The organism is Fluviicola sp., from assembly GCF_029266855.1.
In the GTDB taxonomy this organism is placed as follows: Bacteria; Bacteroidota; Bacteroidia; order Flavobacteriales_D; family Crocinitomicaceae; genus Fluviicola.
This window is the reverse complement of sequence record NZ_JAQSWB010000001.1, coordinates 46,345-72,334: the sequence shown is the minus strand read 5'-3', so window position 1 is coordinate 72,334 and position 25,990 is coordinate 46,345. Positions and strand designations below refer to the sequence as shown.

General features: G+C 40.1%; 27 protein-coding genes. 4 read left to right on the top strand and 23 right to left on the bottom strand.

Going from position 1 to position 25,990, the window contains the following annotated elements:
* Window positions 1-117: 117 nt before the first annotated feature.
* The 14 genes from recN to dapA all read right to left on the bottom strand — a co-directional run bounded on the left by recN (window position 118) and on the right by dapA (window position 12,617).
* Window positions 118-1,764: a DNA repair protein RecN gene (recN, locus tag K0S23_RS00330; RefSeq protein ID WP_300352684.1), complete on the bottom strand. Its 1,647-nt coding sequence runs from the start codon at window positions 1,762-1,764 to the stop codon at window positions 118-120.
* Window positions 1,764-2,663: a DUF4835 family protein gene (locus K0S23_RS00325; RefSeq protein WP_300352681.1), complete on the bottom strand. Its 900-nt coding sequence runs from the start codon at window positions 2,661-2,663 to the stop codon at window positions 1,764-1,766. Before K0S23_RS00325 ends, recN begins: the two co-directional genes overlap by 1 nt.
* Window positions 2,656-3,867 (bottom strand): bifunctional phosphopantothenoylcysteine decarboxylase/phosphopantothenate--cysteine ligase CoaBC, encoded by a 1,212-nt coding sequence (coaBC, locus tag K0S23_RS00320; protein ID WP_300352678.1) that lies wholly within the window; start codon window positions 3,865-3,867, stop codon window positions 2,656-2,658. Before coaBC ends, K0S23_RS00325 begins: the two co-directional genes overlap by 8 nt.
* A 12-nt stretch (window positions 3,868-3,879) precedes the next feature.
* Window positions 3,880-4,197: a DNA-directed RNA polymerase subunit omega gene (locus tag K0S23_RS00315; protein WP_124745168.1), complete on the bottom strand. Its 318-nt coding sequence runs from the start codon at window positions 4,195-4,197 to the stop codon at window positions 3,880-3,882.
* 13 nt (window positions 4,198-4,210) lie between these two features.
* Window positions 4,211-5,005 carry an outer membrane protein assembly factor BamD gene (gene bamD / locus K0S23_RS00310; protein WP_300352675.1) on the bottom strand — a complete coding sequence of 265 codons (795 nt, stop codon included), beginning with the start codon at window positions 5,003-5,005 and terminating at the stop codon, window positions 4,211-4,213.
* Window positions 5,006-5,135: 130 nt separating this feature from the next.
* Window positions 5,136-5,951 carry a hypothetical protein gene (locus tag K0S23_RS00305; protein ID WP_300352672.1) on the bottom strand — a complete coding sequence of 272 codons (816 nt, stop codon included), beginning with the start codon at window positions 5,949-5,951 and terminating at the stop codon, window positions 5,136-5,138.
* Between the two features lie 85 nt (window positions 5,952-6,036).
* Entirely contained in the window at window positions 6,037-6,990 is a 954-nt protein-coding gene (locus tag K0S23_RS00300; protein ID WP_300352669.1) for a M23 family metallopeptidase, read from the bottom strand.
* A gap of 179 nt (window positions 6,991-7,169) precedes the next feature.
* Complete coding sequence (locus tag K0S23_RS00295) at window positions 7,170-8,039, bottom strand: FKBP-type peptidyl-prolyl cis-trans isomerase (RefSeq protein WP_300352667.1); 870 nt, start codon at window positions 8,037-8,039, stop codon at window positions 7,170-7,172.
* A complete protein-coding gene (locus K0S23_RS00290) occupies window positions 8,036-8,548 on the bottom strand; it encodes an FKBP-type peptidyl-prolyl cis-trans isomerase (protein WP_300352665.1) in 513 nt (170 codons plus the stop codon). The genes K0S23_RS00295 and K0S23_RS00290 overlap by 4 nt, the downstream gene beginning before the upstream one ends.
* Window positions 8,545-9,552: a bifunctional oligoribonuclease/PAP phosphatase NrnA gene (locus K0S23_RS00285; protein WP_300352664.1), complete on the bottom strand. Its 1,008-nt coding sequence runs from the start codon at window positions 9,550-9,552 to the stop codon at window positions 8,545-8,547. The genes K0S23_RS00290 and K0S23_RS00285 overlap by 4 nt, the downstream gene beginning before the upstream one ends.
* A gap of 144 nt (window positions 9,553-9,696) precedes the next feature.
* Window positions 9,697-10,182, bottom strand: coding sequence for a hypothetical protein (locus K0S23_RS00280; RefSeq protein ID WP_300352663.1), 486 nt, complete (start codon window positions 10,180-10,182; stop codon window positions 9,697-9,699).
* Window positions 10,183-10,192: 10 nt separating this feature from the next.
* Window positions 10,193-11,056, bottom strand: coding sequence for a hypothetical protein (locus K0S23_RS00275; RefSeq protein ID WP_300352661.1), 864 nt, complete (start codon window positions 11,054-11,056; stop codon window positions 10,193-10,195).
* 124 nt (window positions 11,057-11,180) lie between these two features.
* Window positions 11,181-11,732, bottom strand: coding sequence for a T6SS immunity protein Tdi1 domain-containing protein (locus K0S23_RS00270; protein WP_300352658.1), 552 nt, complete (start codon window positions 11,730-11,732; stop codon window positions 11,181-11,183).
* A gap of 3 nt (window positions 11,733-11,735) precedes the next feature.
* Window positions 11,736-12,617: a 4-hydroxy-tetrahydrodipicolinate synthase gene (dapA, locus tag K0S23_RS00265; protein WP_300352656.1), complete on the bottom strand. Its 882-nt coding sequence runs from the start codon at window positions 12,615-12,617 to the stop codon at window positions 11,736-11,738.
* Between the two features lie 393 nt (window positions 12,618-13,010).
* On the opposite strand from dapA, the gene K0S23_RS00260 reads away from it, so the two are divergent.
* On the top strand, window positions 13,011-13,340 hold the full coding sequence (locus K0S23_RS00260) for a hypothetical protein (protein ID WP_300352653.1): 330 nt from the start codon (window positions 13,011-13,013) through the stop codon (window positions 13,338-13,340).
* Here the strand turns inward: K0S23_RS00260 and ligA are convergent.
* From ligA to prmC, 4 genes are all read right to left on the bottom strand, one after another.
* Window positions 13,332-15,344 carry an NAD-dependent DNA ligase LigA gene (gene ligA / locus K0S23_RS00255; RefSeq protein WP_300352651.1) on the bottom strand — a complete coding sequence of 671 codons (2,013 nt, stop codon included), beginning with the start codon at window positions 15,342-15,344 and terminating at the stop codon, window positions 13,332-13,334. The genes K0S23_RS00260 and ligA overlap by 9 nt on opposite strands.
* Window positions 15,345-15,609: 265 nt before the next feature.
* Window positions 15,610-17,295, bottom strand: coding sequence for an RluA family pseudouridine synthase (locus tag K0S23_RS00250; protein WP_300352648.1), 1,686 nt, complete (start codon window positions 17,293-17,295; stop codon window positions 15,610-15,612).
* Window positions 17,296-17,402: 107 nt separating this feature from the next.
* Window positions 17,403-17,834, bottom strand: coding sequence for a (4Fe-4S)-binding protein (locus K0S23_RS00245; protein ID WP_300352645.1), 432 nt, complete (start codon window positions 17,832-17,834; stop codon window positions 17,403-17,405).
* Window positions 17,835-17,887: 53 nt separating this feature from the next.
* A complete protein-coding gene (prmC, locus tag K0S23_RS00240) occupies window positions 17,888-18,736 on the bottom strand; it encodes a peptide chain release factor N(5)-glutamine methyltransferase (protein WP_300352643.1) in 849 nt (282 codons plus the stop codon).
* A 187-nt stretch (window positions 18,737-18,923) separates the two neighbouring features.
* Between prmC and K0S23_RS00235 the strand changes: the two genes are divergently transcribed.
* Window positions 18,924-19,820, top strand: a complete 897-nt coding sequence (locus K0S23_RS00235; RefSeq protein ID WP_300352641.1) for a LysM peptidoglycan-binding domain-containing protein — start codon at window positions 18,924-18,926, stop codon at window positions 19,818-19,820.
* Window positions 19,821-20,127: 307 nt separating this feature from the next.
* On the opposite strand, the gene K0S23_RS00230 is transcribed toward K0S23_RS00235, so the two are convergent.
* The 4 genes from K0S23_RS00230 to K0S23_RS00215 are packed head-to-tail and all read right to left on the bottom strand — an operon-like array spanning window position 20,128 to window position 23,160.
* Window positions 20,128-20,613, bottom strand: coding sequence for a methionine-R-sulfoxide reductase (locus K0S23_RS00230; protein WP_300352639.1), 486 nt, complete (start codon window positions 20,611-20,613; stop codon window positions 20,128-20,130).
* Between the two features lie 56 nt (window positions 20,614-20,669).
* Entirely contained in the window at window positions 20,670-21,188 is a 519-nt protein-coding gene (locus K0S23_RS00225; RefSeq protein WP_300352637.1) for a peroxiredoxin, read from the bottom strand.
* A 5-nt stretch (window positions 21,189-21,193) separates the two neighbouring features.
* Entirely contained in the window at window positions 21,194-22,501 is a 1,308-nt protein-coding gene (gene murA / locus K0S23_RS00220) for a UDP-N-acetylglucosamine 1-carboxyvinyltransferase (RefSeq protein ID WP_300352636.1), read from the bottom strand.
* A 2-nt stretch (window positions 22,502-22,503) separates the two neighbouring features.
* A complete protein-coding gene (locus K0S23_RS00215) occupies window positions 22,504-23,160 on the bottom strand; it encodes a DUF4290 domain-containing protein (protein WP_300352635.1) in 657 nt (218 codons plus the stop codon).
* 137 nt (window positions 23,161-23,297) lie between these two features.
* Between K0S23_RS00215 and K0S23_RS00210 the strand changes: the two genes are divergently transcribed.
* Both K0S23_RS00210 and K0S23_RS00205 read left to right on the top strand, forming a co-directional pair.
* Window positions 23,298-24,095 carry a hypothetical protein gene (locus K0S23_RS00210; protein ID WP_300352634.1) on the top strand — a complete coding sequence of 266 codons (798 nt, stop codon included), beginning with the start codon at window positions 23,298-23,300 and terminating at the stop codon, window positions 24,093-24,095.
* A 12-nt stretch (window positions 24,096-24,107) separates the two neighbouring features.
* Window positions 24,108-24,749, top strand: a complete 642-nt coding sequence (locus K0S23_RS00205) for a DUF2306 domain-containing protein (protein ID WP_300352633.1) — start codon at window positions 24,108-24,110, stop codon at window positions 24,747-24,749.
* Here K0S23_RS00205 and K0S23_RS00200 read toward each other — a convergent pair.
* A complete protein-coding gene (locus tag K0S23_RS00200; RefSeq protein ID WP_300352632.1) occupies window positions 24,746-25,918 on the bottom strand; it encodes a hypothetical protein in 1,173 nt (390 codons plus the stop codon). The two genes, K0S23_RS00205 and K0S23_RS00200, sit on opposite strands and share 4 nt — an antisense overlap.
* Between the last annotated feature and the right edge of the window lie 72 nt (window positions 25,919-25,990).

Sequence of the window (25,990 nt, the reverse complement as noted above, 5' to 3'; positions counted from 1 at the left end):
AGGTTGTGGATTTGTTACAGAATTAACCATTCTGTCAATTCAAAATTAAAAAGTCAAAATGCAAAAGAGATTAACCATCCCGTTTTTTGAATTTTCTATTTTGAATTTTGAATTATTCTAGTTCATTAATTCGATCGCTGAAGAACGTGCCAGATCCGTTACCTGTTCCCCGGAAATCAACTTTGCAAGGGCTTCGATTCTTTCCGCATTGCTTAGCTGATGTATCTGAGAAATTGTCTGACTGTTTTCATGTGATTTGGAGACTTCAAAATGATAATCACCTTTTGCGGCAACCTGGGGCAAATGAGTAATTGCAAACACCTGCAAATGTTTTCCCATTTGTTTGAGCAATTTCCCCATTCTCAAAGCCACTTCTCCGGAAACTCCCGTATCGATCTCATCCAGGATCAAAGTAGGGAGTGATTTTTTCTCACTCATTATCATCTGAATGGCCAGCATTACACGCGACAACTCTCCTCCGCTTGCAGCCTTTTCAATGGGCTTCAATTCCAATCCTTTATTCGCTGAAAACAATATCTGGATAGACATCCCTCCGTTTGAATCCTGCTTTTCAGACCGTGTGAGTAAAATCTGGAACCTGGAATGTTCCATTTTCATTTCACTCAGCAATTCCAGCAAATAGCTTTCGAGCTTTGGAATAACTGTTGAACGTTTTTCAAACAGTTTAGCAGACAAATCGGCCAATTCCTTCTCTTTCTCATCAATTTCCTTTGCCAGTTCAGCAATTCGTTCATCAGAGAAGTTCGATTCGTTCAGCTTACTTTCAAGCGTACTGTAATAATTACTTAATTCTTCCTGATTCGAAAGATGATGTTTCTTCAGGATTTTATTGTATTCATCAAGCGATTCAGTTAAGCGGAATAATGCCTCCGGGTCACCTTCCAACTGATTCAACTGTCGGTCGGAATCCCTTGATATATCTTCCAATTCTGCTATCACGTCCTGTAATCTCACAGAAATAGCATTCAGATCGGAATCCGCATTTTTCCATTTATCAATGTGTGCTTTCAATCTGCGGATAAGATCCGTTGCGCCACTCTCTTGGTCTATTGCGTTGATGATAGAAGAATAAGCTTCTTTCAAATCATCCAACTGGGACAATTTATTAAAATCATTTTCTAAGGCAGCATAATCTACCTGATTCAGATTCAATTGCTCGATTTCATTTAATTGAAAACGGATATAATCCAATTCCTGCAATTGATTTGCTTTGGAAGATTCCAATTGTTCCTTCGTAGTTTTTAAACGCTGAATAGCTAAAAAAACAGATGCCACATTTTGAGCAAGAGCCAAACTGTCTGCGTATGAGTCCAATAAATCGAACTGGAACCTGGTCTTTTTAATCTCCAGGGTTTCGTGCTGTGAATGAATATAAACCAGTTGTTCAGTAAGTTCCTTTAGCTGGTTCAACTGTACGGGAGTATCATTAATAAAAGAGCGGGATTTTCCCTGGCTTGTTATTTCCCTCCGGATCACCGTTTCGGCCTCCCAATCAATGTCTTCGCTACTGAACCACTCCCTGAATTCCGGATTCAACTGAAACACTGCTTCAACGATCGTCTTCTTTTCCGGATTGCGGATCACGGAAAAATCGGAACGTTCTCCGAGAATTAAATTTAAGGCTCCCAATAATATGGATTTCCCGGATCCTGTTTCTCCTGTAATCACATGCAAGCCATTGTGAAATTGAAGGGAAATATGCTCGATCAGTGCAAAATTCTGAACAGAAAGGGATTTCAACATTAGTTCAAGATTTCTTCGTACTTGCTTGAATTTGCCGGATCTATTTTCTTCAACACAGTCACTATCTGAGTTTTTTCCTCAGGTTTCGCATTAGCGTATAGATTCTTTAGTTCATTCAACTTACAGTACGCAAAATTGATGATGTTAATGGTATTCGGACGTGCAGCCGAAACTTTTGAAAGTTTATCCAGAGTAGTGTAGATTGCTTTTTTTGCTTCTTCAGGTTTGTCGTACATATGATCCATTCCCAAGCGGTGATATTCGTAATAACACTCTCTCAAGGGTTCAAACAATTGCTGAAGGGCATTTTCAACCAACCAGTACCTGTTTTTCTTTCCCTGCTCATTTGATTTCCATCCTTTACCCGAAGAAGTTTGCGCATTGGTAACAATTTGCTGTGCTTCCTGGAAATATTTCGTCCCCCCTTGTTTTGAAAAAGAATCAAAATCCAGGGCGATGATATAAAACGCATAAAAAGATAAGATGGCAGACAAGTTGTCTCTAAACTGGTTCTTTGTATAAATCAGCTGACTGTTTCTTGTGTAGGTAAAATCCAGGTTATCATCCTGAAAATTAAACAAAGTAGTATTGTATGAACCATTGTATACCGGTCTGCTTGACTGCACCTGTATGGATCCGGTAAACGCCCCGTTATTAATCGTATTGATCTGTAACTGCAACTGACAATTGATGCGTTCTTCCACCTTGAACTTCTCATTTGTCCACTGCGTATTATTCATCAGCTCTGTAACTACTTCTTTCAATTGATCAAACAGTTCTTTTTCCGCTGAAGTTACTTCAGTTTTAATATTCGTAATAAGTGAAACCTGGCAATTCAATTCCTGGGAATATCCTCTTGTAATAAGAGCCAAAAAGACAAGGGTTAGAATTTTATTCATATAGATTATTCATCAATTCATTCAACAAAGCGAAAGCTAATTCCTTCTTTGATTGTAACTCAAAGCTACACATTTTATTGTTTTTAAACAGCAATTTAACTGAATTCGTATCTGTTCCGAAACCTACTCCGGGTTCTCCCATTTCATTCAGTACTATTGCGTCCAATTTCTTTTTCTCGAGTTTCCCTTTAGCATATTCTATGCCGTTTTGGGTCTCCAAAGCAAATCCAACGACCTTTTGATCAACAACAGCTGATCTGTTGGAAGATGCCCAGGATAAAATATCCGGATTCTTCTCCAACACAATCTGAAGCTGGTCTTCCGTCTTTTTGATTTTCTGGTTTTCTACAACTGCCGGGCGATAATCCGCAACGGCAGAAGCAAATATACCTACATCAACTTTACTCCAATTTTCCTGCACTGCATTTAACATCTCCCTCGCTGAAGTTACCCGCAATAAATGAATCTGTTTGTGCATTACCTGCAAGTTGCTTGGTCCTGTTACAAGGATAACTTCTCCTCCCAAAGCTGCAATTGCCTCGGCAAAAGCAAAGCCCATTTTTCCGGAGGAATGATTCCCAATAAAGCGGACAGGATCAATTGCTTCATAGGTTGGTCCTGCAGTAATTAAGAAAAGTTTACCCGAAAAACGATTATCTGCATAAAAATGATCCTGAAGGTATTGTACTAAAACTTCAGGTTCAGCCATTCTTCCCTGTCCTTCCAAACCACTGGCGAGGAAACCGCTTTCGGCAGGAATAATCGTATAACCAAAGGATTCCAGCTTTAAAAGATTATCTTTTGTAGTTTGATGCTGATACATATCCAGATCCATTGCAGGAGCAATAAAAACGGGACATTTTGCACTCAAATAAGTTGCCAGGAGAAAGTTATCGGAGAAACCATGAGCCATTTTCGCTAATGAATTTGCTGTTACAGGTGCGAAAATCATGACATCTGCCCACAAAGCCCATTCCACATGATTTGTCCACTCCCCTGTTTTGGAATTATAAAATTCAATTCCAACGGGAGATTCCGATAAGGTCGAAAGTGTTAGCGGTGTTATAAAATCAGAAGAGGCAGGAGTCATCATACATCTGACCTCTGCCCCTTGTTTCTTTAATAATCTTACGAAGGAAGCAATTTTATACGCTGCGATTCCGCCAGTAACACCAACCAGAATCTTTTTTCCTTCCAAAGACATATCGAGTTTAGATTACTCTTGATTTTTTCTAGTATAGATTTGTCCTTCTTTCAACTCTTCAATTGCAACAGCAACCGGTTTCGGAAGTTTTTCGTAAAAGCGTGAAATTTCAATTTGCTCACGGTTTTCGAAGATCTCCTCCAAATTATCCGTTGATGAAGCAAACTCCTGCAATTTAGCAGTCAATTCTTCTTTCATTGAAGAGCTAATCTGATTTGCTCTTTTAGACAATACTACAATTGATTCATAGATATTACCTGTTGTTTGTTCTAAATCTATTGTATCACGCGTAACTGTTGAACGCTCAGCATTGTTGTTTTTGAAGCTCATTTCTTCTATTTATTTACTTGTTAGATACGGGAACGTTGACTTTTTTCAATTTTTCAATATACCCTTCGAATTCGCGAAGATAGTCTGAATTTGGGAATTCTACAAGAAAAATGTTAAATCGCTCATTTGTTTTCTCAATTCGCTCCTCGATTTTCGCATCAACACTATTGCTTGCCAAATGGTAAGAATTCCGGATTAAAATTGCCCATGCCTCCTCCCTGTATTTCGATCTCGGATAATTGTCCAAAAACTGTTCGGCACTAACTACTGCTGCACGATAATTTTCCGTTTTAGCGTAGAGTCTTGCGGTCATCATATCCTTTGTTTCCAATTTGAAACGCAGCTGATCCATGATCATATTACATGTGTCGAGCAATTCTGAATTTGGAAAGCGGGTCACGAAATTTTGTAATTCGTTCAATGCAACTTCCGTTTCGTGTTGATCAAGCGATACTTCAGGACTGTTTTTAACTGCACATACTGCAGCCAGGAACATTGTTTCTTCCACTTTCGGGGAATAAGGAAACTTCGTTTGGAATGCCGCCAGGTAATAACTCGCCAGGTACCAATCTTCTACAGCATAACATGCTTTTCCCAACCTGTAAAAAGCAACTTCTCCCTGCGGAGATCTCGGACTTCTTTGATAAACCTGTTCGTACAAAGCTACACTTCTCTCATATTTTTCCGTGTCATATAAGCGGTTAGCTTCATTAAATTTCGCTTCATAGTCATCCGATTTTAAAATGCGGTTGTATGAATTACAGCTACCAAGCGTTATTATAGTGAGAATTAAGAAAATCCATTTCATGACGACAAAAATAGGAGAAATAGCATAACGGCAAACTTTCGGGAAATATTGTTTCTGAAATCTTAACAAATCAGTGAGTAGTAATCAGACAATAGTGATCCGAAGTCTGCAAGGAAAGAAACGAAAAACTTCAGACCAATTTTCCGGATTTAATTTCCATCAGGCGCAGCAGACGGTCCATATTCGGAGCCTCATCTTCAAAGTAATTGCGGGTCTTTTCAATTTTAGTCTCCATGGAATCGTCCCGTTCAAATTCGGGATCAAATCTGAAATAATGCCACTTTTTGTGCTTACGCAATTCTTCTTCAAATTGTAACTGGGCCTGTTCTGAAAACTGTTGCTCCAAATCGGCATCCTTGTGTTTACCGGAACCAATGCTTACAATAACAACCGAATCATCCTGATACAAACAATCTGCGTAATGCATTGCCTGCAAAATGGGGTTTGGAGCGAACTGACTTGCATTCATTAATCTTCTGTACCCCAATTTGATGAACTGCTGCTCATTCGGGTTCCCCATACAGGCTTTCAACACAGAATCCAATTTTATAGACTGTTGGGTGGGCCGGCTATCTGAAAAATGAAATAACTCATCCGAATCGACATCATAGGTCATGAACAAAAAATGCTTTCTCAATGCAAATAACGTATCCTCTTCATCAAACAAACGCGAAACCATCTCTTTGCTGTAGCCATTATTTTGGTACCGAAGTAATTTCTCAAGGGATCCCAATTCTTCGATTAGGGAAATTTCCTGTTTTGCCAATAGGCTTGCCAATAAAACACTATCACCTGAAGCGACCAATAAGTCGATCCAGTTATAAAGAGATCTGTCAATATCAACTGCATGAATACGGCGCGACAGAGCACTTAACCCGACAATCGGGACAAGTAAGGCGTCTGAGCCTCCATCCATTACTAAAATGATTCTATAGTTGCATGACATATCAGCAATTTAGGGAAATCGCTTTTAGCAACCAAATTTTTTAACAGTAAAGATTAGTTAAACGAAGATTTTAGGCTGTTCATCTTTATCTCACGCGTAGTTGTCGACCAACCTGCAAAAGCGTCGTAGGTCTGATACCGTTAAGCTTGCACAGCCTTGAAACAGTAGTATTGCTTTTGGAAGCAATTTGCGAAAGCGTATCGCCTGTTCGGATCTTATAGTATTTTCTGGCGCTTACAGCTTCTGTTCTAGCCTGAACAGCTGCAATGGATTCTCCGGAAATTTCTTCATCGCTTGGTTTGGCACCCGGTCTGAAGAGTTTCTTTTGAACCAGTAAATTTTCATCCTTTAATTCTTTCTTCGCAAAATCAATTACTTCTTCCGGATTCAAAGGAGCATCGTAGAAGCGCACTTCAAAATGCAGATGGGCTCCGAATGATCGTCCTGTGTTCCCTCCTAATCCGATCGGTTCACCGGCTTTCACTTCCTGATCCGGGGCAACCAAATGTCTGGAAAGATGCGCGTAAAACGTTTCCAATCCATTGTGATGACGAATAATCACCAAATTACCAAAACCACCGTCATTCCATTTTGCGTATCTTACACGTCCTGAAAAGGCCGCTTTTACAGTATCACCTGTTCGAAGGTTCAAATCAATCCCATTGTGATATCTTCCTTTTCTGTATCCGTAACGGGATGTTACTATTCCCGGAACAGGAGAAACAAAGTCCTTATGTATATCATCTACCAAACACAACCAAAGGGTGTCATTCATCCGGGATAAATCATTGGTTCTTTCGGAAGAAAAGCAAATATCATTATTCCATGTCTGAACCAGGTTCAAGTTCGTATCTGCCTGGATAATATTAAAAAGCGCTTCGTTCATGATGCCATCAAACTCTTCATCCAACAAGAATTTCCATGTTCGATTGGAGTAAAGAACCATCGTGCCTTTCTCAGTGTTAACTGTATCGATCGGAGTTTGAGCCAATCCCGAAAATGAAACAAATAGAAGTAGGAAATAAAGAAATTTGTTCATAATTAAAGCCTTTGGTATTTTCTGGGTGGGGCAAAACTAAGAAAAAAAAGCCAAATTTTACTTGCGAAAAAACGTTAATTCCAACATTTACAAGTTTATAACTTTGGAAATTCAAAATTCAAAAGGCAAAATTCAAAAGATTTTCGGATCCGTCTTTTGCATTTTTAATTTTGAACTCATCATTTCTGTTGGACTGATTTTCCGTCTACATCCATGATGATCACATCGTAAAACAAGTCTTCATTCGGCTTCACCAGATCCACATAACCTCTTGAGCCATACGCTTCTTTTGGAGGAACCAGAATGTACAATTTATCATACATCTTTGAATTTAACATTGCCTTTCTTAATCCCGGGATCAAAGACGGGTCTTTCATTCCAAAAGCGAAGGGTGTGTTTCTCTGGTACGAATTATCGTATCTCGGATTTGATTTTGTTCCGACAAAATAATGGATCGCCAGGTTTGAATTCTCACTCACTTTGGCATCAGGCATATCAGGACTTTCTTCGAGTTTCCAAACCTTTACACCATCCACTACTTTTGTAGGTTTAATTTCTTGTCCTATACGGAGCATTACAATATTCGGAGCGTTGGGAGGAATTATTCCAGGGATTCCTTTTTCTCCTCTTGCCAGTTTACCCGGGATAAAAATTTCCACGAAATCACCGACTCTCAATTCCTTTATTGCCAAATCAAATCCGGGGGTCTGCATTCCGTATCCAACCAAAAAGGGCAGCATATCCCTTTGCAGTTTATAATTTCCGTCTACCACTTCCCCATTTTGAAGCTTTGTTTTGAAATTGATCTCATAAACGGATCCTTCCTGGATTGGCTCCCCATCTGTTTTTTCAAACCACTGAATCCGGATTCCGTTTGGAAAGCTTTTTTTGTCGACTACCTGTTTTTGCGGTTCAATCAATTGCTCAGCTTCCGATAATTCATTTCCGGAATCACGTGTATTGGGAGCAGCTTTATCTTCCGTTTTTTCAACACCTGTTGTGCAGGCAGAGATTAAAAGACCGACAGTTATGTATTTCAATTTTTTCATTCTATTCCAATTAATTCAATATCAACGACCAAGGGTGAAAGCGGCGGGATTTTTTGCAGATCACCTACCAAGCCGTGTGCAAGATGACTCGGAAAAACCAGTTTAGCCTTTTCCCCTACACGCATCAATTTTATTCCTTCGTGAATTCCTGATTCCATATCACTTTTATCGATCCGGAAGATATCTACCTCATCCGAAGCTGTTTTGTAGACTTCAGTTCCGTCCAGTAAACTTATCTTATACTGCGTTTTGGCATCCATTCCAGCTTTGGGAAAAGCACCTTCAGTCTTTTTTAAGATAACGTAACGCAAGCCCGATCCCGTTTCCTTTACCTCCCAGTTTTCATGCTGAGCAAAGTAAAGATCGATATTAATACTCTCTTCTATGGCTAGTTCTTTGTTCATTTCAGTGGATTTTTCCATGTCCCACTGAACAGGCTCCGGTTGTTTCTCCTCTTCTGCACAAGAACACAAAAGCAACAAACAGAAAACAAACTCTTTTTTCATCATGCTTTAGGAATGAAATCTTTTACAAATGTTACAAATTTTTCCACAGTTTTATCCAAGCTTTCAGCAGAAATTCCACCGGAGGCATAAGCATGTCCGCCACCATCGAAATGCGCATTTGCCAGTTCATTGACAAAATAATCACCTTTTGATCTGAAAGAAATCTTGACTTTCCCCTCCTTTTCGACGAACAAAACTGCCATTTTAATACCCTGAATACCAAGAATCTGGTTTACCAAACCTTCCGTATCTCCTTTTTGATAATTGTATTTCTCCAATTCCTTTTCCGAAAGAGAAACATATGCAATCGGGATATCGTTCAAACAAACCAGTTTTTCAGATAAGGCGTAACCTCTCAGTTTGATCCTGTCGACAGTATTGGTATCATAAACGGCTTCATGGATCAGGTAGTGTTTCACTCCTCTCCCGATCAGATCTGCGAGAATTTCGTGGGTAGCTGAACTTACGGAAGGAAAACGAAAAGAACCTGTATCTGTCATAATTCCCAAATAAATACACGCCCCGGAAGTCTCATCCAGATCATCCAGCCGGTCGATATCTTTGATCCAGGTATACAACAACTCACAAGTTGAACAAGCGGTTGTTTCAGAAATCACAGCCTGACAAAAATCTGCGGGATGCAAATGATGATCAATCATCACCTTGTTGGCCGATGATTCCACCAGCAGTGCCTGCATATGATCACCAACCCGCGATGGATGGTTATAATCAAGGCAAAAGATCAGATCGGCAGATTGAATTGCAGCAACAGCATGTTCCCGCTTCGTCTCAAAATCAATGATTTGTTCCTGACCGCTAACCCAATGTAAGAAAGTAGGCGCCGGATCAGGATGAACGACCTGTACTTTTTTTTCCCATTTCTTCAGGATGTGAAATAAGGCGAGTGAACTTCCTATCGAATCTCCGTCGGGTGATTTATGCGAAGTAATTACAATTGACCTGGCTTGTTCGACAAACTCTTTAATTTTTTGTGAGGATTGATACATGATGTAAAATTACGAATTGCGTCCCGATAATTATCGGGATACGAATTCCGAATTCCGAATGGGAGATTGCAAATTATGATTAAAACATGTAGGGCCGCGATTAATCGCGGCCCTACTATTAATTTTCAATATGATTCAAACGGATTAAAATCCTGTTTTCTCAGAACGTTTGGTTTCGATCAAAACACCAACACATGCCAATTTCTTTTTATCTCCACCTGTAATGGAAACATTAATGAAAATTTTACGTGATTTATCTGATGTAAATTCTAAAACTTCAGCATTTCCGGAAGAAGCCAGCACTTTTTTTGTTCTTTTAAAAGTTTCTTTTTCTCCTTCTGCTTTTTTCTCTACAACCATTTCGTAGATCTCATAATTCAATGTTCCGGCACTTCCTTCACCCAAAACCGTTGTTAAGCGATAATCAAGTCCCTGATGTGCAATGAATGACATTTCATATGATTCGTCTGCAGCAATTGATCCCGAGCGCGATTGAGAGTTTAAGCTATATGCATCTTTGGTCTTTTTCTTTTTCATGAATGCCTCGGCAGGCGGACATTGAGAAATCCCGATAGCAATCGGAGCAAACACAAAACCAAATAGTAGGGCTAACGTTAAAATAAATTTCATATCGAAAAAGTTAAGCAGTTATAATTTTAGTACGTATTTCTTTGATTTTTTTCGATAAGTTATCAAAACACTTTTGTGTCATTTTACAACTATCGCCTCCGGAAAAAGTTAATTTCCCGTTAGAGTTTTGTACCTGGGTCTCACCAGAGTTACAATCTAATTGCTCATATACTTTCAGTATCTCTTCCACACCTGCGGAATATTCTTTTACTGAAGCATTATCCTGGTAGCTTACCAAAAATTCCAACAGGTTTTCAGCTACTAATTTTTGATCAGCCAAAGCCTGGTCTAATTTTGGGGATTTACCAAAACCTTTTGAACTTCCGATCATTAAGTGCATGGATTCAATCCATCCTCCAACAAGCATTAATGAAAGTTCATCTCCTTTATCGATCTCAATCAGACGCTGAAACGTACGGTTATAAACGTCATCACTCAATTTGAATAATGAATCCGCGTTTCCATCCCATTTCTTTGCCAGTTCACCCAATTCATTTCCAAATACCTGAGCAACTCCGATATCCGATCCCAATTTTTCCAATTTACCGAAATAGCTCAAATACTTATTTGTTTCATTAAATGAAGTCAGATATGCTACGTCAGCAGTATAAACACCAAAATTCAAGGCTTTTTGAGAAGAGCTTGAATACTTATCCGCCAATGCAGGATCGTGCAGAATCTTCGTATTCTTTACCGCATCCATTTTAGAGATCAAAGCAAATTGCTCTGAAGGCGATGGAATATTGTAGTTTACATTAGCAGCTTCTACGGTTTCTTGTTCTTCGACTGTTGCCAGTTCTTGTTTTTCTTCTCCGGAACCACAAGCATAAGCGAACATTAACAAGACGCTACCTAAGATTAGTTTATTTTTCATCGTCAAGTAATTTAGTGCGAATCTATTAATTTTCAATGAATCGCGTGATTATTTAGTCAGTTTTTTTGTTTTCCGAACTTTACCTCCGGGACTACACCCGGACTTTTAGGGAGAAACGGGGCAGTTATAATTGAGACAAAAGGCTCAGACTATCCCATATCTTCATCTTATGCAGATTCTCTGCAGACTCATCCCCACCCATTGCCAATGCCGGTACAAAAGAGTAACATTCATCCTGATCCAATTCGCCAAGCATTTGTCTTGCCTGGTCAAATTGCTTTTTGTAAAGTACGTTGTCTACATATTGTGTATCTCCGAGTGAAAATTTAAAGAAATCAAACATACTTTCAGAAATAGTACTGAAATAACCTGTATGAACATGTAAAATATGAACCTGCTCCTCACCCCAGAGAATTAAATCGCCCATTCCTGTCCGACAAAAGACCTGGTATTCTCCGGGAACTTTCGGCCATTCAGATAAAATCTCCCGGTAATCCGCCGGGTTTACGAAGTGAAAAAAGCCATTTCCATAGCTGCAGTATCCTTCTTCTTCCAGGAAGAGGAATAGATCTTCGGGGAAATGTTCTCTGGTATACGTTAATTCTTCAGGTGTCAGTATTCCGAATTGTCTTTTCCCGGGAAACTTATGCCTGAAGTAATTAAACGTGAAGTTCATAGTTTAATCTATTTTCATCAATTTGATCGTCTCTTCAACTATTTTCGCTTTCAAGGCATCGGAAACCTGGACCAGGGGAAGGCGCATATAAGGCTTCATCCATCCTAATTTTTCCAGTGCAATTTTAACTCCGCCCGGATTTCCTTCTGCAAAAAGCAACCTGGTTACCGGCAACAAATCATAATGAAGTTTTCTTGCTGTTTCAAAATCACCGTTCAATGCGCTTGCAACCATTTGACTGAATTGCACCGGGAATGAATTTGCAACTACAGAGATCACACCATCAGCACCGGCAGCAATCAGGGGCAATGTAATCGCATCATCTCCGGAAAGGACTAAAAACCCTTCGGGTCTGCAGCGAATGATCTCCATGATCTGCTCGAGGTTTCCGGAAGCTTCTTTCATTGCAACAATGTTTTTAATTTCGGCAAGTTCCAGTGTTGTTTCGGCAAGAACGTTTGATCCTGTTCTTCCCGGGACATTGTATAAGATAATTGGCAAATCGGTAGCTGAAGCCAGGGCTTTGTAATGTGCAATATAGCCGGCTTGTGTCGGTTTGTTATAATACGGAGCTACTGAAAGAATTCCGTCGACTCCTTTCGGAATGGTTCTGAGTGTTTCTGCAACTTCAACGGTATTGTTTCCACCGACTCCGTAAACGATCGGTAAAGTTCCTTTATTTGCTTCAAAAACCGTTTCCAGCACCTGCTTTTTTTCCTCACTGTTTAAAGTCGGAGATTCACCGGTAGTTCCCTGAACCACTAAGTAATTCGTACCTCCTGAAATTTGTTCCTGCACCAATCTGCGCAATGCCGGAAAATCGATCGACATGTCTGCATTGAATGGCGTTACCAATGCAACTCCGGTTCCTTTAAATAGATTCATTGTATTTGTTTTAAACAGTAAAAAGTCTCTACGAAAATACGGATTTTTCGAGGGATTGCTGTTTCAGAAAACAATTTATTTCAAGATGTTAAAATTTAATACAAAAGTCGCACTATAGTCGCTCTACAGTCGCTCTACCTACACTCTATAATCACTTGATCTGCTCTTGAACGTCTGAAGAAGAAAACGGAGGTGTAGAAGGTTTCATTTACATATGGGAATGTGATTTTATTTAATGCCGGTTCTTGCGCAAAGCTTTCATGTGCGCAAGATTAATATACTCATTTTTTTTCACACCACCCTTCCAGGGTTATAAACCCTGGACAAGATTTTACAGAGAATTTATGTCGTGCCTTTGCTGGTTCAGATATGAAAATGGATTAATTTTAGGGTATGGCAACAGATCTATTTCCTTTTAAAGTGCTTTTTTGTTTTGAGGATACAGTTAAACTCATTGCAGAAATCAAACGGACGGATATTCAAACCGAAGATAAAAGCATTGTTTATAAATGGCTTTTAATAGACAAAAGTTCGCGTGAGGTGCGACAACTCACATTCCTATCTATGGATCAAAGTGAGGGAGAACAAATCCGCAACTTTGCGGAAGGCACCCTGAGCTGGAATGCAGCAGCAGTAGACTTCAACGGAAAAGAAATGGACCGCAACGAGCCTGATCACATGGATACCAAATGGCTAGAGATCATTGCCGGATTCTTAATTTGAAATCATTGCCAGGAAATCGGCTTCCGAGATAATTGGAATGCCCAGGGAGCTTGCTTTCTCCAATTTAGCCGGGCCCATATTTTCACCTGCCAAAACGTAAGATGTCTTTGCAGAAATAGACCCTACATTTTTTCCTCCGTTTTTTTCAATTAAGTATTTGATCTCATCGCGGCTAAAATTGGTGAATACTCCAGAAACCACAAAAGTCTTACCCTCCAATTCATTTGAATCAAGCGCCACTTCCTCTATTTCGAACTGAATACCTGCAGCTTTTAGGCGATCGATTGTTTGAAGCGCACGTGGATCCTGGAAAAAATGTTGCACTGCAATAGCGATCTTCTCCCCGATCTCATCCACAGCAATTAATTCATCATAGCTTGCCTTTGCAATAGCATCAATATTCTTAAAGGCAGCAGCCAGTTTTTTCGCTACGGTTTCTCCTACAAAACGGATTCCCAATGCGAACAGCACGCGTTCGAAGGGAACAGCTTTCGAATTATGAATCCCCTGGATCAGGTTATTTGCTGATCTGTCGGCCATGCGGTCCAAATTCACCACCTGGTCAAAGCTTAGATCGTACAAATCCGCTATACTGGTTGCCAATCCCTTTTTATATAGCAAATCAATTGTTTCTGCCCCCAAACCGTCAATATTCATGGCTTTCCGGGAAATAAAATGTTCCATTCTTCCTTTCACCTGTGGCGGACAAACCAGGTCATTCAGGCAGTAATGCTGAGCTTCTCCTTCTCTTCTATGCAACTGAGAGCCGCATTCCGGACACTTTTCGATGAAAATCACCTTATCGGCACCGGCTTTACGTGAATCCGTATTTACTCCGACAATTTTCGGAATGATCTCGCCTCCTTTTTCAACAAATACCTCATCACCCAAATAGAGATCCAGTTTTTCAATCTGATCTGCATTGTGTAGCGAAGCTCTTTTGACCACCGTTCCACCGAGAAGAACCGGTTTCAGATTTGCAACGGGTGTAATTGCCCCCGTTCGTCCGACCTGGTAGGTCACTTCTTCCAGGGTGGTAGAAACACGTTCTGCTTTAAACTTATAAGCAATAGCCCAACGAGGTGATTTCGCAGTAAATCCTAAGTCAGCCTGCTGATCGTAATTATTTACCTTAATAACAATTCCATCAATATCAAAAGGCAGGTTGTATCGTTCTTTATCCCAATAATGAATGAAATCCATGATTCCTTCAATGGAAGTTGTTTTTGCAATGTATTTTTTCTCCTCGGGCGGAGTTTTGAATCCCCATTCTTTTGCCTTTTCGACACTTTCCAAATGAGATTCCATTAGCAGATCGTCGCCGTAAACACCGTATAAATAACAATCGAGACCTCTTTCCGCCACAATTTTGGAATCCTGGGATTTTAATGTTCCCGAAGCCGAATTCCTTGGATTTGCGAAAACAGGTTCTCCCAATTCTTCGCGTTGTTTGTTCATTGCTTCGAAATTCTTTCGTGGAAAAAAGATCTCACCCCGCACTTCAAAATCGTCGGGATAATCTCCTTTGAGTGTTAAAGGAACTGTTCGAATGGTCTTTACATTTGCAGAAATATCTTCTCCCTTGGTTCCGTCTCCACGTGTTACTGCCCTGGAAAATTTCCCATTTACATAGCGAATCCCGATAGCCACGCCATCGTATTTCAGTTCACACACATATTCAATCGGACCGCTGGCCAATTTCTTCAGGCGCTGCTCCCATTCGATTATCTCTTCTTCCGAGTACGAATTCGATAAGGAAAGCATTGGAAAGCGATGTACAACAGTCTCAAACTTTTTCGTAATATCTCCACCTACCCGTTTTGTAGGGCTCAGATCGGAAGCAAATTCAGGAAATTGAGCTTCCAGGTCCTGGAGTTCTTTCAACAATAAGTCAAATTCATAATCGGAAATAGTCGGATTGCTTTCTACGTAATAAGCGTGATTATGCTGAGTTAACTCAATCGTTAATTGTTCTATTCTTTTTTGTGCTTCAACCTGATCCATAGAGAAAATTTCGATAGCAAAAATAAGAAAAAGCGCAAGCTTTTGAAGACTAAATCATGACAAACGTTAGTGCGAAAATGATTTAGGAAAAACGCAAGCTTTTAGATACCGAATATAATCCCGGACGTCCGGGGTTAGTACGGAAGTAATTTGAGATAGTTAATTCCAATGCCGTCCCATAGCTATCGAGATACGAATCAAAGTTTTCCCACCGAGGAGCACAGAAGAGCGCAGAGGGTTTTCTAAGAATCACAATTATTCCTGGTTAAGCAAATTCTGCGTCAACTTTGATTTTTACAGTTTCTTTGGTAATCGGATGAGTGAATTGCAGGAATTGCGCATGCAAATGAAGCCTGGATTCTCTTTTACCGTATAGATCATCGCCGATAATCGGAGCATTTAAGCCAAGAGTATGTGCCGAATGAACACGCAGCTGATGTGTCCGACCGGTAATGGGATAAAAATAAATCAGCGTTTGATTGTTTCTTCGCTCTACCACTTCCCACTTTGTAACCGCACGTTTTCCATGTTCGTAACATACCAGCTGCCGTGGCCTGTCGTCCAGATCGACCCGAAGGGGCAAATCGATCGTACCGGTATTTTCTTCTACGATCCCATCCAGCAGGGCTACGTATCGTTTTTGCACGTTACGCTTAATGAATTGTTTCTGGAGGTGTTTGTGCACATTCTTATCCTTCGCAAGGACCAGGATACCTGAGGTAGACATATCCAGGCGATGAACGATCATCGGTCCGGTCGCCTGCGGGTATTTGCTCATCATCCGGGTGTAAACCGAATCCGAAATATTTTTGCCCGGTACAGATAAAAATTCGGCAGGTTTATTAACTATAACCAAATAATCGTCCTCAAAAACGATTTCCAGTTCCTTGTTTTCAGCAGGATTCAGAAGCATTGGATTTTCGTCCATATCAAGCCCTTCAAGCATGTGTCCCAGGATCGGTTCGCATTTCCCCCTGCAAGCCGGGTAGACTTGCTTATGAACACGTACTTCCGATCTTGGGGATGCTCCCCACCAAAATTCTCCCAGGCAAACCGGCTTCAACTCATTTTCGAATGCAAACTGTAATAATTTTGGAGCTGCACATTCTCCGGCACCTGCCGGCGGTTTATGGTCAATTGTATTTTCAAAGATACTTTGCAGACTTCTTCTTTCCTTTTTTGAGTTCAGGAAGTAGTATGAATCAAAAATTTCTTCCTGTAAGGCATTCGACATACTTTTACGCTTTTCCCGAAGATCATTCAGCTGATTTTCAAAATCATTGACCTCTTCAGTTAAAGCTGCGATCTTTTGCTTGTGCGCTTCCGTGAAATCTTTCAAAAAGTATTGTTCGCGAATGGATTGCTTTCTCAACTCTTCCAAAAGCATTTCCAATTCGGATGAATTGAGATCATTGGAATTCTCGCGTATCTGCTTTCGTTCAGCCTTCGCTTCTTTGATCTCTTTTTTATACTTCTGCAGTTCTTCCAGATAAGATGCGCCTGTTTTTTCCAACTCCTCCTTTGCACTTAAATAGCTTTCATTTTTTTCAAGTTCGGCAATCCGAATCGTCATGTCATTGATGACAATTTCTTCCTTCCGGAAAAACCCCTGTGAATCAAGCAAATCAAAAACCGGCGGAACAAAATAATCGTGGTCATTAGAATCTGCCAATTTCCCTGAGAAAGCAGCCAGGAATCCCAGGTTTCCCAGTTTGTCCTCCACCACTAAAACTCCAAACATTTTACCGATCACCAAACCATCCTGCTGATCATCCAAGCCAAAATTGTGATTCAATTCTTTTTGGTTCACCAGGTAATCCTGCAACTGGTCCATGGCAATATGTGCCAATTCGTGTGGCTCGTAATAAAATGGAAAAGTGAATTTTTCTGGACGGACAATATGAGACACATCAGACTGGAATGAAATAAATTTTGGATTTTTTGCTGACATGTCATTTTAGAACTGGGATGCAAAGATAACAGCTATTGATGCAAAATTGAAATCTAAACTGAAAACCGGACGTAATATTGCGGAATTACCCCCAAAATCATTACTTCCTAATCAGAAAAGTTTATCTGCACATGTGTACCGTCGCAATAAGGTTTATTGGAAGAAGCTCCGCAACGACAAAAAGCAGTAACCTTACTCTCCTTTATTTCTTCCGAACCGGCATGTTTCACCGTAAGATTCCCATAAACCAGCAAAGGACCGTTGGGAAGTGTTTCCACCACATTTGACTGAAGCATTTCTTTCTGTTCATCCTTCAAACGGTAACTCAATGCACCACTGGGACATTTATCAACCTGTCTGATAATTTCAGCAGTAGTTGCTCCTTCCGGTTTAATCCAAGGTTTTGTATTTGGTTGAAAAACATTCGGAAGCCCGGTTGTTTTTTTCCAGCAAACGGTTGAATGGATACAACTTTCAGGTTTCCAAATTATTGTCACTTCTCCATTGGAGTATTCTTTAACAATTGCTTTATCAGACATTGACTTTTATTGAGATTAAACCAGATTAAAGATACAAAATCATTGAAAACTTTTTACTTCCAGGAAGCTTTCAGCATACGTTTTTTTCCCTGCAGATCTTCTTTGATCTCCACAGAAGTAAAACCCAGTTCTTCGACCATTGCTTTGGTTTCAAACGCATAATTCTCGTGAAGTTCAAAAAACAAGCAGCCCTGATCAGCTAAATTACTTACTGCATATTCAGCAATGGCACGGTAAAACAACAAGGGATTTTCATCCGGAACAAAGAGTGCCAGATCCGGCTCAAATTCCGTGACATTCTCATGCATCTCCTCTTTCTCCTTCCAGGGAATATATGGAGGATTCGAAATTATGACATCTGCTTTCTCTTTACTTTCAGAATTTAAGGCATCGTCGATTTGAAATTCTACTTCAAGATTCAATTCTTTGCCATTCAGGCGGGCGATTTCAAGTGCTTCCGGAGAAACATCAAATCCTTTGACTTCAAAACCCGGATTACGGTTTTTAAGCGCTAATGCAATACAGCCGGAACCCGTACACCAATCATGCACCTTCAGGTTTTCCCTGTGCTGAACCGTTTCCTGCACCCAGGAGACCAATTCTTCTGTTTCAGGGCGTGGAATCAAGACACCCGGTGCTACTTTCAATTTCAAATCATCGAAGTAAGTAAAACCAACAATGTATTGATACGGTTCTCCTGTTTTCAAACGGGAAGCTATTTCTGTCAGCTCTTCCAATTGCTTTTCCGACAAGTCAATTCCCTTAGAAACAAGTAGGTTCGACCTGGTAAATCCGAAAACATCTTCCAGAGCAAGCAAGAGGATATTGCGGGCTTCCCTTTCGGAATAGAGATCCGCTAATTTATCCGCCCAACCCGCGGTAAGCTCTTTGAAATCTTGCATGGTCCAAAGGTAGGAAATAGTTTTTCTCAACACACCCGCTTTGGATTTTAAGCGTCATGCTAAGTCAACAGATCTCTTTCTCTTTCTTTCCATTTTTTACATATTTTTTGTTATTCCGCCCTTTTATTTTTAAATCCCGATGTAACTTGTTAAATTTAGGTGCGTTAAATGCATATAAAACAACAAAATGAGGGGTGTTCAATTCATTTTTCTGGGTATTTTAATTGGGAGCCAAACGCTATGCGCACAAACGGATAACGAATTGGATACCGAATCACTAGATTCAACTTACGTCCCGATCAGATCCAAAAAGATCCTTCAAGTCCCTCAATTTCAGAAATATAATCCGGACACCATTCAGCTAGGGGAAAACGATTTAATCATTACAGATTCATACACTGCTCTTGGTCAACCCTATGTTTATGACGCCCTGCATTCCTTTAACCGCAGGAGAATGGATGGTTTCGGAGGATTTTTGAACGATAAGATCAATGCCGGATTAGCAGAAATTCGCAGCAAAGGATTTCCTTCCGATTTAAAGAAGTTATACATTCAGATTGATCCTGCAACTTTAACCGTTCATTGGAGTGCCGTTGTAGGGCCAAGTATGGACGGCAGATGTTATATGAGTGTCGACAGTCGCGGTTCAGCAGGCGGTGGATTACCTGCAGTACAAAAGCAATGTCCGAGAATGCACCGTTTACATTCAAACTTGATTCCTGTAAAACAATTGGAATTTAATGATAACGTATTGCAATGCTACGATTGGAACAGCACAAAATTGGATACCGTGACAAATGCAATCAACATTCAACAACATTTCTACAAATATTACGATCCCCAAATCGGAAGTACAGTAACGCTTGCACAAGCAACACAAAAGGATGCTGAAATGTTCTCTGTAATGGTTACCACTAAAGAGACTCCTGCTAAAAATTATTATAAGAGGTATACTGTAAGATCGGGAGACACTTTGTCACAAATAGCTGAAAAACATCACACCACCGTATCCAAAATTGCAAAAGCGAATAATCTGAGATCTTATATCATACGTGTGGGACAAAGCTTAAAGATTCCAAGATAAGAGCGAGCACTGCTCGCGAAGACGAAGCATGACTTTCTCAAAAAGTCATATGCTGAGGAATAAGTAAATCTTCACATCAAAAGCATGACTTTCTCAAAAAGTCATATGCTGAGGAATAAGTAAATCTTCACATCAAAAGCATGACTTTGTCAAAAAGTCATATGCTGAGAGGAGCAAGTAAATCTTCATATCAAAAACACAAATTTCAACACAAGATCGGGGGGAAATCTGCGGCGGAAAACCATTGAAACAAAAAAGTCCTCTACCTCAGCAGAAGACTTTATTTATCACTCGTTATAATTTCCAATTACTTAATTACTTTTGGAAGCTTACTCACATCCTTTGATGGATAAAACTGAATGGAGCTTGTATTAACGCAATGCCGGGTATCTTTATCTGTAAAACCTTCTCCTGTGAATACGTGTCCCAAATGACCTTTACAATTTGAACAAATGATCTCTGTTCTCATGCCATCCGCATCCGGTACTTTGATAACAGAACCTTCGATCTCATCATCAAAACTAGGCCAGCCGCAATGTGATTCAAATTTATCATCCGAGCGATAAAGTGGATTGTTACATTGCTTACAGATGTATACTCCCTTATCTGTTTTCTGATAATAATCTCCGGTGAAAGCCCGATCTGTATTTTTACCGATCAGCACACTTTCTTCCTGAGGAGTTAACTTGTTATACTTTGTTTCCTTTTTTGAAGATGAATCAGACTTTGCCGGTTCCTGGGAACAAGCAACAAATCCAAAGAGTAAACTGCAAATGATCAAATAATTTTTCATGGTTAATCGTTTTGAATCAATTACGCCGATTCGCCGGATTTGGATTTGAAAAAGAATTACTTTTTCTGTTTGTCCAGTTCCACATGCAATCCAAGTCCTCTTAACGATTCACCTGAAGCTACAATCTTCCCTTCTCCATCTACCAGGAAAGCACTTGGAATAAATTGAACATTATATGCTTTTCCTGCTTCGTTTGCTTTATCCCAAACATGGCTTTTCCAAACCAATCCATCGGCTTTAATGGCTTCTTTCCATTTTGTTTCGTCACGATCCAAAGAAACCGAAAACACTTCAAATCCTTTTGCGTTTTTGAATTTGGCGCTTTTGTATTTTCCATAGGCTTCAACCACATTTGGATTCTCTTTTCTGCACGGTCCGCACCAGGAAGCCCAAAAGTCGATCAAAACCATTTTCCCTTTCAGGGAAGAAAGTTTCACGATTTTTCCATCAACCCCTTTTAAAGCAATTTCAGGAGCTTTTGTGCCAACACCGGGTGCATTCTTAACTGCCTTGAATGAAGACAGACCGATACCGACAAATAATAAAGTCGAAAGAATTACAATTGAATTTTTCATATCTCTTAATTTACACGACGAATATCAGCACCTAAGTTCCGCAAGCGAATATCTATGTCCTGGTATCCTCTGTCGATTTGTTCAATATTATGTATTACACTTTTCCCTTCTGCAGAAAGTGCTGCGATCAATAAGGAAACTCCTGCACGAATATCCGGAGATGTCATTTGAATCCCACGGAGCGTATGCTGTCTTCCAAGTCCGATAACGGTAGCCCTGTGTGGATCGCACAAAATGATCTGCGCACCCATATCGATCAGTTTATCGGTAAAGAATAAACGGGATTCGAACATTTTCTGATGAATCAATACACTTCCTTTTGCCTGGGTTGCAACAACCAGGATAATAGACAACAAGTCCGGGGTGAAACCGGGCCATGGAGCATCATAAATCGTTAGGATCGACCCGTCAATGAATGTATCTATTTCATACGAATCCTGTGCTGGAACGTAAATATCGTCTCCTCTTCTTTCGAGTTTAATCCCCAGTCTTCTGAATGTATTCGGGATCACTCCCAAATTGTCCCAGCTCACATCTTTAATCGTGATCTCAGACTGAGTCATTGCGGCCAGACCGATGAAACTTCCGATCTCGATCATATCCGGCAGAATGCGGTGATAACAGCCACCCAGTTCTTTTACTCCTTCAATAGTCAATAAATTGGAGCTGATCCCTGAGATCTTTGCTCCCATTGAGTTCAGCATCTTGCACAGCTGCTGGATATATGGTTCACAAGCTGCGTTATAGAATGTGGTTGTTCCTTCTGCCAAAACAGCCGCCATGATGATATTTGCCGTTCCGGTAACGGATGCTTCATCCAGATGGATATAAGCTCCTTTTAATTTTTTTGCTTCGATCGAATAAAAATGTTCACCTGCATCGTAATTGAATTTTGCACCCAACAAAGCAAAGCCGTCAAAATGCGTATCCAATCTTCTGCGTCCAATTTTGTCTCCTCCGGGTTTTGGAATAAATCCTTTTCCGAATCGGGCCAATAAAGGACCAACGATCATAATCGAACCCCTCAGTGAGGCAGCTCTTTTTTTGAAATCTTCGGTTTCCAAATAAGCTAAATCCACTTCTTTGGCTTGAAAAACGTATGTACCCCGTTCTACTTTTTCAATCTTCACCCCCATTGTCTGCAATAAGTCGATCAACTTATTTACATCCACGATATCCGGGATATTTGAAATAGTAACTTTCTCAGAAGTCAGCAAAGGAGCGCATAGAACTTGTAAAGCTTCATTTTTTGCGCCTTGAACAGTCAATTCGCCTTTTAGCTTCTTTCCTCCGTAAATTTCAAAAGATGACATACTTAATTCTTATTACGATTTTGGTTTTGATTTTGATTTTTCCCTTTAAAATTCTTTTGGTTTTTCTGATTCTTTTTCGGGCGTTTATTGGGCTGAATTCCAAATGATTTCAGAATCAGGTTTGTATTTATCAGCTCATCCGGGTTTTCCAGGATCAGTTCTCCCTGTGAAAGATCTTTTAACTGATTTGCGATCACGTGGTTCTCAACGGCATCATTGTTATATGCCAAATATTGCTTTTTCATGAAATTCGCCATGGTGATCTTCAAATAATCCCGCTCATCAGCAGCAGTAATATTTTTAGAATCTTTCAGGATCTCCTGGGTGTATTTCCCATAATGACCGAACTTGATGCGTCCTTTCGGATAAGCCATCTGATCGGGTTTGCTTGAAAGGGTTTCCGGCTTGGGAATCTCATAAGGTGAATCTACTTCTAATTTGAAATCAGACATAACGAACAAATGTGTCCATAGTTTGTGTCTGAAATCATCCACATCGCGTAAATGCGGATTTAATTGTCCCATAACTTCAATAATTGCCCTGGTTGCTTTGTTACGTTCATCGCGGTCTGCAATTTCCATAGCATGAGAAATCATTTCTTGTACGTTTCTACCATACTCCGGAAGTAATAACTTCGGTCTCGTGGTGTTGTATTCCATAAATTTTCTTCGAAAGTTCAAAAATAAGCTTTTAAATCGAAATATCCAGTCAAGAGTCCCGGTCAATTCAAGCAATTAAAATACATTTCTTCATATTAAGGCAAAAAGGTTATTTTTAACTACGAATTAATCGCTTTATGAAAACAACTTTCGCCCTGTTTATTGGAATAACCGGCTTGTTATTAAGCACTTCCTGCTCATCAGATTCCGAAGTAAAATCAGCAGCAAGTGCTGAAAAAATCTCTACAGATTCGCTTGAAAGGGAAGAATGGTTCCCCGAAACCAATTTCGATTCGCTTCGCGGAAAGTATACCGGTGATTTCGGAGACGGGTTCATCCATGTGATCCTTACTTATGTCAACGATAAAAAAGCAATCGGGTATAATATTCACAAAGGATTACAGCGAAACATAAGCGGTTCGGTAGTTCAGAAAACAGATCACTTCGAGTTAACACTGAATGAGCCGGGTGACAACCCTTATGACGGGATTTTCGTTTTGAATATTTCAAAGAAAGACGGCAGTGTCAATGCAAGCTGGATAGCAAACGATCCTAAAATTCCGGCTAAAAAGTTCAAGCTAAAAAAACAGTTCAAGCGAGATACCGATTCAAAAAGTGCCTTTGAAGGCGGCGAGGTCACAGAGGACAATTTTATCGAATTTTTCTCTTATGCAAACTTGAATGACGGAAATGTTGACTTTAAAGAAAGTGGCATCGTCCTGTACACTTATTATCCTGAAGGACAGGAAAATGAGCAACAGGAAATCATCAAAGGTTCCTGGAAGTTTACCGACAAAAAAACAATGGTGATCGAATGGGCTAAAAACGACCAGTTTAAGGAACGAAGTATGAAATTCAAACTCACAAAAGATGAAGACGGAATGCCCAGTTTCGAAGGACCTGATAATCTAAGTATTTACCCGGATTACTACTAATCGGAACCTTTAATGAAAAAAACAGCCTGGATATTTTTTGTCATAGGAATTCTTTACGCTTCATACTTATTGCTCTTGTTGTCGCTCCCTTACCTGGAAATGCGACGTGGAGTTGATTTCCTGAAAACCAAGCAATTGATCTATCACATCAAACACTGGAGATATAGTTTTTATATTCATGTCTTCAGCAGCATTTTGATCATCACCAGCGGATTGTTTCAGTTCAGCAAAACCATTTTAAACAAATACGCGCGAATCCACCGTATTTCAGGCGCTGTTTACCTGCTTGCCACACTTCTGATCTCCGGCCCGGCAGCACTCGTTATGTCGTTTTATGCGAACGGAGGTTATCCTGCCCAGGCAAGTTTTGTGATCCTGAGCGTACTTTGGCTCGGAAGTACTTTTTTGGCTTATTACTTCGTGCGGAAAAAGAATTACGAAGCTCATGGAAAATGGATGGTACGCAGTTATGCCCTTACCTTATCTGCAGTTTCCTTGCGGCTTTACTCCTATTTGTTCAATGTGTTTCATCTTACCATGAATCCGGTTGACCTTTACATCCTGTTATCATGGATGAGCTGGCTCCCAAACCTGTTTATCGCTGAGATCCTGATCAAACGCGGGCTGGTCAAACGTTTATTGGCAAATCATTAAGCACTCACTTCAGCAAAAGTTTTCCCTTCCAGGTAAAGAATTTTTCCCGAAGCATCGATGCGGTATTTCTCCGTATCTATTTTCTTTTTCGAAACGATCGGATTATCATAATACCCCTCTTCATCCGGATTTTTCTCGAAAGTAGTTTCGTAATTTGTAATGGTAAAAGAAAGATCTTTGTTGATCGTACACATTTTCAGCAAAGCAGAATAATCTTCACGGCCTGCGATTTCCTTTTTATCAATGATCTTCCCTGTTTTGGAATAAGTTACCAGGCGATAAGTCAGCGGGCTCATATCCCCGTTAAACTCATCCTTCACCACATAGATCAATGCCACATAATTCTTTGTTTCTGCCACCTGGACATAATTAAAGAAACTCTTACTCACTTCTCTTGAGAAACGCTCATTGCGCATTTCAGTAACAAAGCGTTCAAAGTCGTATGAAATCCGGTTTTTATCGTCAAAACTAACCTTTCCCTGCTCCATATTCATGTTAATAGGAAAAGTGGCCTGGACAAAATTGCGTTTGAACTGAAGCCAATACAAATTTTCGATATCCGAAACTCCGCTCAATGCCAGTTCCACATTTTTTCTGAATAGTTGCGGATCTTCTTCTCTGAGCTTCGCCAAATCCGGATCTTTTTCGATGTTATCAATATTCACATACCCCGCCTGGATAGCAAACTGCAAATAATCTGCACTCATTTCGAATTTCTTCAGCTGTGAATAAGCACAAGCCACGTTAAACATAACTTTCGAAAAGGGTTCGTACCCAAGTTTTTCAGCCAATGAATAGGCATCCAATGCTCCCTGGTAGTTTTTCATTTCCATGTAAACATTCCCCAATTCGTAATAGGATTTGGAATTCGGATACGCTTTGATGGAAGCTTTGAAGCCTTCACTGGCAGCCTGTAAGTTTTTCTTATTCTTGAATTCATCCAATGCATTTAAAAACAATTTATTGGATTCCGGGTTAGCTTTCGGATTCTGGAACAGGAACAAACGCACTCTTTCACCATTAAAAAGATCCGCAGCACTTAATTTAACCGGTAAAGATTCATCAACAGCTGACACTCCTCCCGGTTTCAAATCCGGATCCTGCGCTGAAGGGTTTCCACATGAACCGAGCACAGAGAGTAAAAACAAAGAATAGAAAGCAAATTTCATAAGGCGAAGAATTGAGTTTACTAATGTAAGAAAATCTTTATTCGCTGATACAAATCCGGACGTAAATCGTTC

Bases quoted from the DNA above. Each gene is read 5' to 3' on its own strand.
- K0S23_RS00230 (WP_300352639.1), bottom strand. From the start codon at position 20,613: ATGAAAAATTATTTGATCATTTGCAGTTTACTCTTTGGATTTGTTGCT.
- coaBC (WP_300352678.1), bottom strand. From the start codon at position 3,867: ATGTCTTTGGAAGGAAAAAAGATTCTGGTTGGTGTTACTGGCGGAATC.
- K0S23_RS00280 (WP_300352663.1), bottom strand. From the start codon at position 10,182: ATGAAATTTATTTTAACGTTAGCCCTACTATTTGGTTTTGTGTTTGCT.
- K0S23_RS00270 (WP_300352658.1), bottom strand. From the start codon at position 11,732: ATGAACTTCACGTTTAATTACTTCAGGCATAAGTTTCCCGGGAAAAGA.
- bamD (WP_300352675.1), bottom strand. From the start codon at position 5,005: ATGAAATGGATTTTCTTAATTCTCACTATAATAACGCTTGGTAGCTGT.
- K0S23_RS00245 (WP_300352645.1), bottom strand. From the start codon at position 17,834: ATGTCTGATAAAGCAATTGTTAAAGAATACTCCAATGGAGAAGTGACA.
- K0S23_RS00300 (WP_300352669.1), bottom strand. From the start codon at position 6,990: ATGAACAAATTTCTTTATTTCCTACTTCTATTTGTTTCATTTTCGGGA.
- K0S23_RS00225 (WP_300352637.1), bottom strand. From the start codon at position 21,188: ATGAAAAATTCAATTGTAATTCTTTCGACTTTATTATTTGTCGGTATC.
- K0S23_RS00215 (WP_300352635.1), bottom strand. From the start codon at position 23,160: ATGGAATACAACACCACGAGACCGAAGTTATTACTTCCGGAGTATGGT.
- K0S23_RS00275 (WP_300352661.1), bottom strand. From the start codon at position 11,056: ATGAAAAATAAACTAATCTTAGGTAGCGTCTTGTTAATGTTCGCTTAT.
- K0S23_RS00210 (WP_300352634.1), top strand. From the start codon at position 23,298: ATGAAAACAACTTTCGCCCTGTTTATTGGAATAACCGGCTTGTTATTA.
- K0S23_RS00315 (WP_124745168.1), bottom strand. From the start codon at position 4,197: ATGAGCTTCAAAAACAACAATGCTGAGCGTTCAACAGTTACGCGTGAT.
- K0S23_RS00205 (WP_300352633.1), top strand. From the start codon at position 24,108: ATGAAAAAAACAGCCTGGATATTTTTTGTCATAGGAATTCTTTACGCT.
- K0S23_RS00295 (WP_300352667.1), bottom strand. From the start codon at position 8,039: ATGAAAAAATTGAAATACATAACTGTCGGTCTTTTAATCTCTGCCTGC.
- ligA (WP_300352651.1), bottom strand. From the start codon at position 15,344: ATGGATCAGGTTGAAGCACAAAAAAGAATAGAACAATTAACGATTGAG.
- K0S23_RS00305 (WP_300352672.1), bottom strand. From the start codon at position 5,951: ATGTCATGCAACTATAGAATCATTTTAGTAATGGATGGAGGCTCAGAC.
- recN (WP_300352684.1), bottom strand. From the start codon at position 1,764: ATGTTGAAATCCCTTTCTGTTCAGAATTTTGCACTGATCGAGCATATT.
- K0S23_RS00260 (WP_300352653.1), top strand. From the start codon at position 13,011: ATGGCAACAGATCTATTTCCTTTTAAAGTGCTTTTTTGTTTTGAGGAT.
- K0S23_RS00235 (WP_300352641.1), top strand. From the start codon at position 18,924: ATGAGGGGTGTTCAATTCATTTTTCTGGGTATTTTAATTGGGAGCCAA.
- dapA (WP_300352656.1), bottom strand. From the start codon at position 12,617: ATGAATCTATTTAAAGGAACCGGAGTTGCATTGGTAACGCCATTCAAT.
- K0S23_RS00250 (WP_300352648.1), bottom strand. From the start codon at position 17,295: ATGTCAGCAAAAAATCCAAAATTTATTTCATTCCAGTCTGATGTGTCT.
- K0S23_RS00290 (WP_300352665.1), bottom strand. From the start codon at position 8,548: ATGATGAAAAAAGAGTTTGTTTTCTGTTTGTTGCTTTTGTGTTCTTGT.
- K0S23_RS00285 (WP_300352664.1), bottom strand. From the start codon at position 9,552: ATGTATCAATCCTCACAAAAAATTAAAGAGTTTGTCGAACAAGCCAGG.
- prmC (WP_300352643.1), bottom strand. From the start codon at position 18,736: ATGCAAGATTTCAAAGAGCTTACCGCGGGTTGGGCGGATAAATTAGCG.
- K0S23_RS00325 (WP_300352681.1), bottom strand. From the start codon at position 2,663: ATGAATAAAATTCTAACCCTTGTCTTTTTGGCTCTTATTACAAGAGGA.
- K0S23_RS00200 (WP_300352632.1), bottom strand. From the start codon at position 25,918: ATGAAATTTGCTTTCTATTCTTTGTTTTTACTCTCTGTGCTCGGTTCA.
- murA (WP_300352636.1), bottom strand. From the start codon at position 22,501: ATGTCATCTTTTGAAATTTACGGAGGAAAGAAGCTAAAAGGCGAATTG.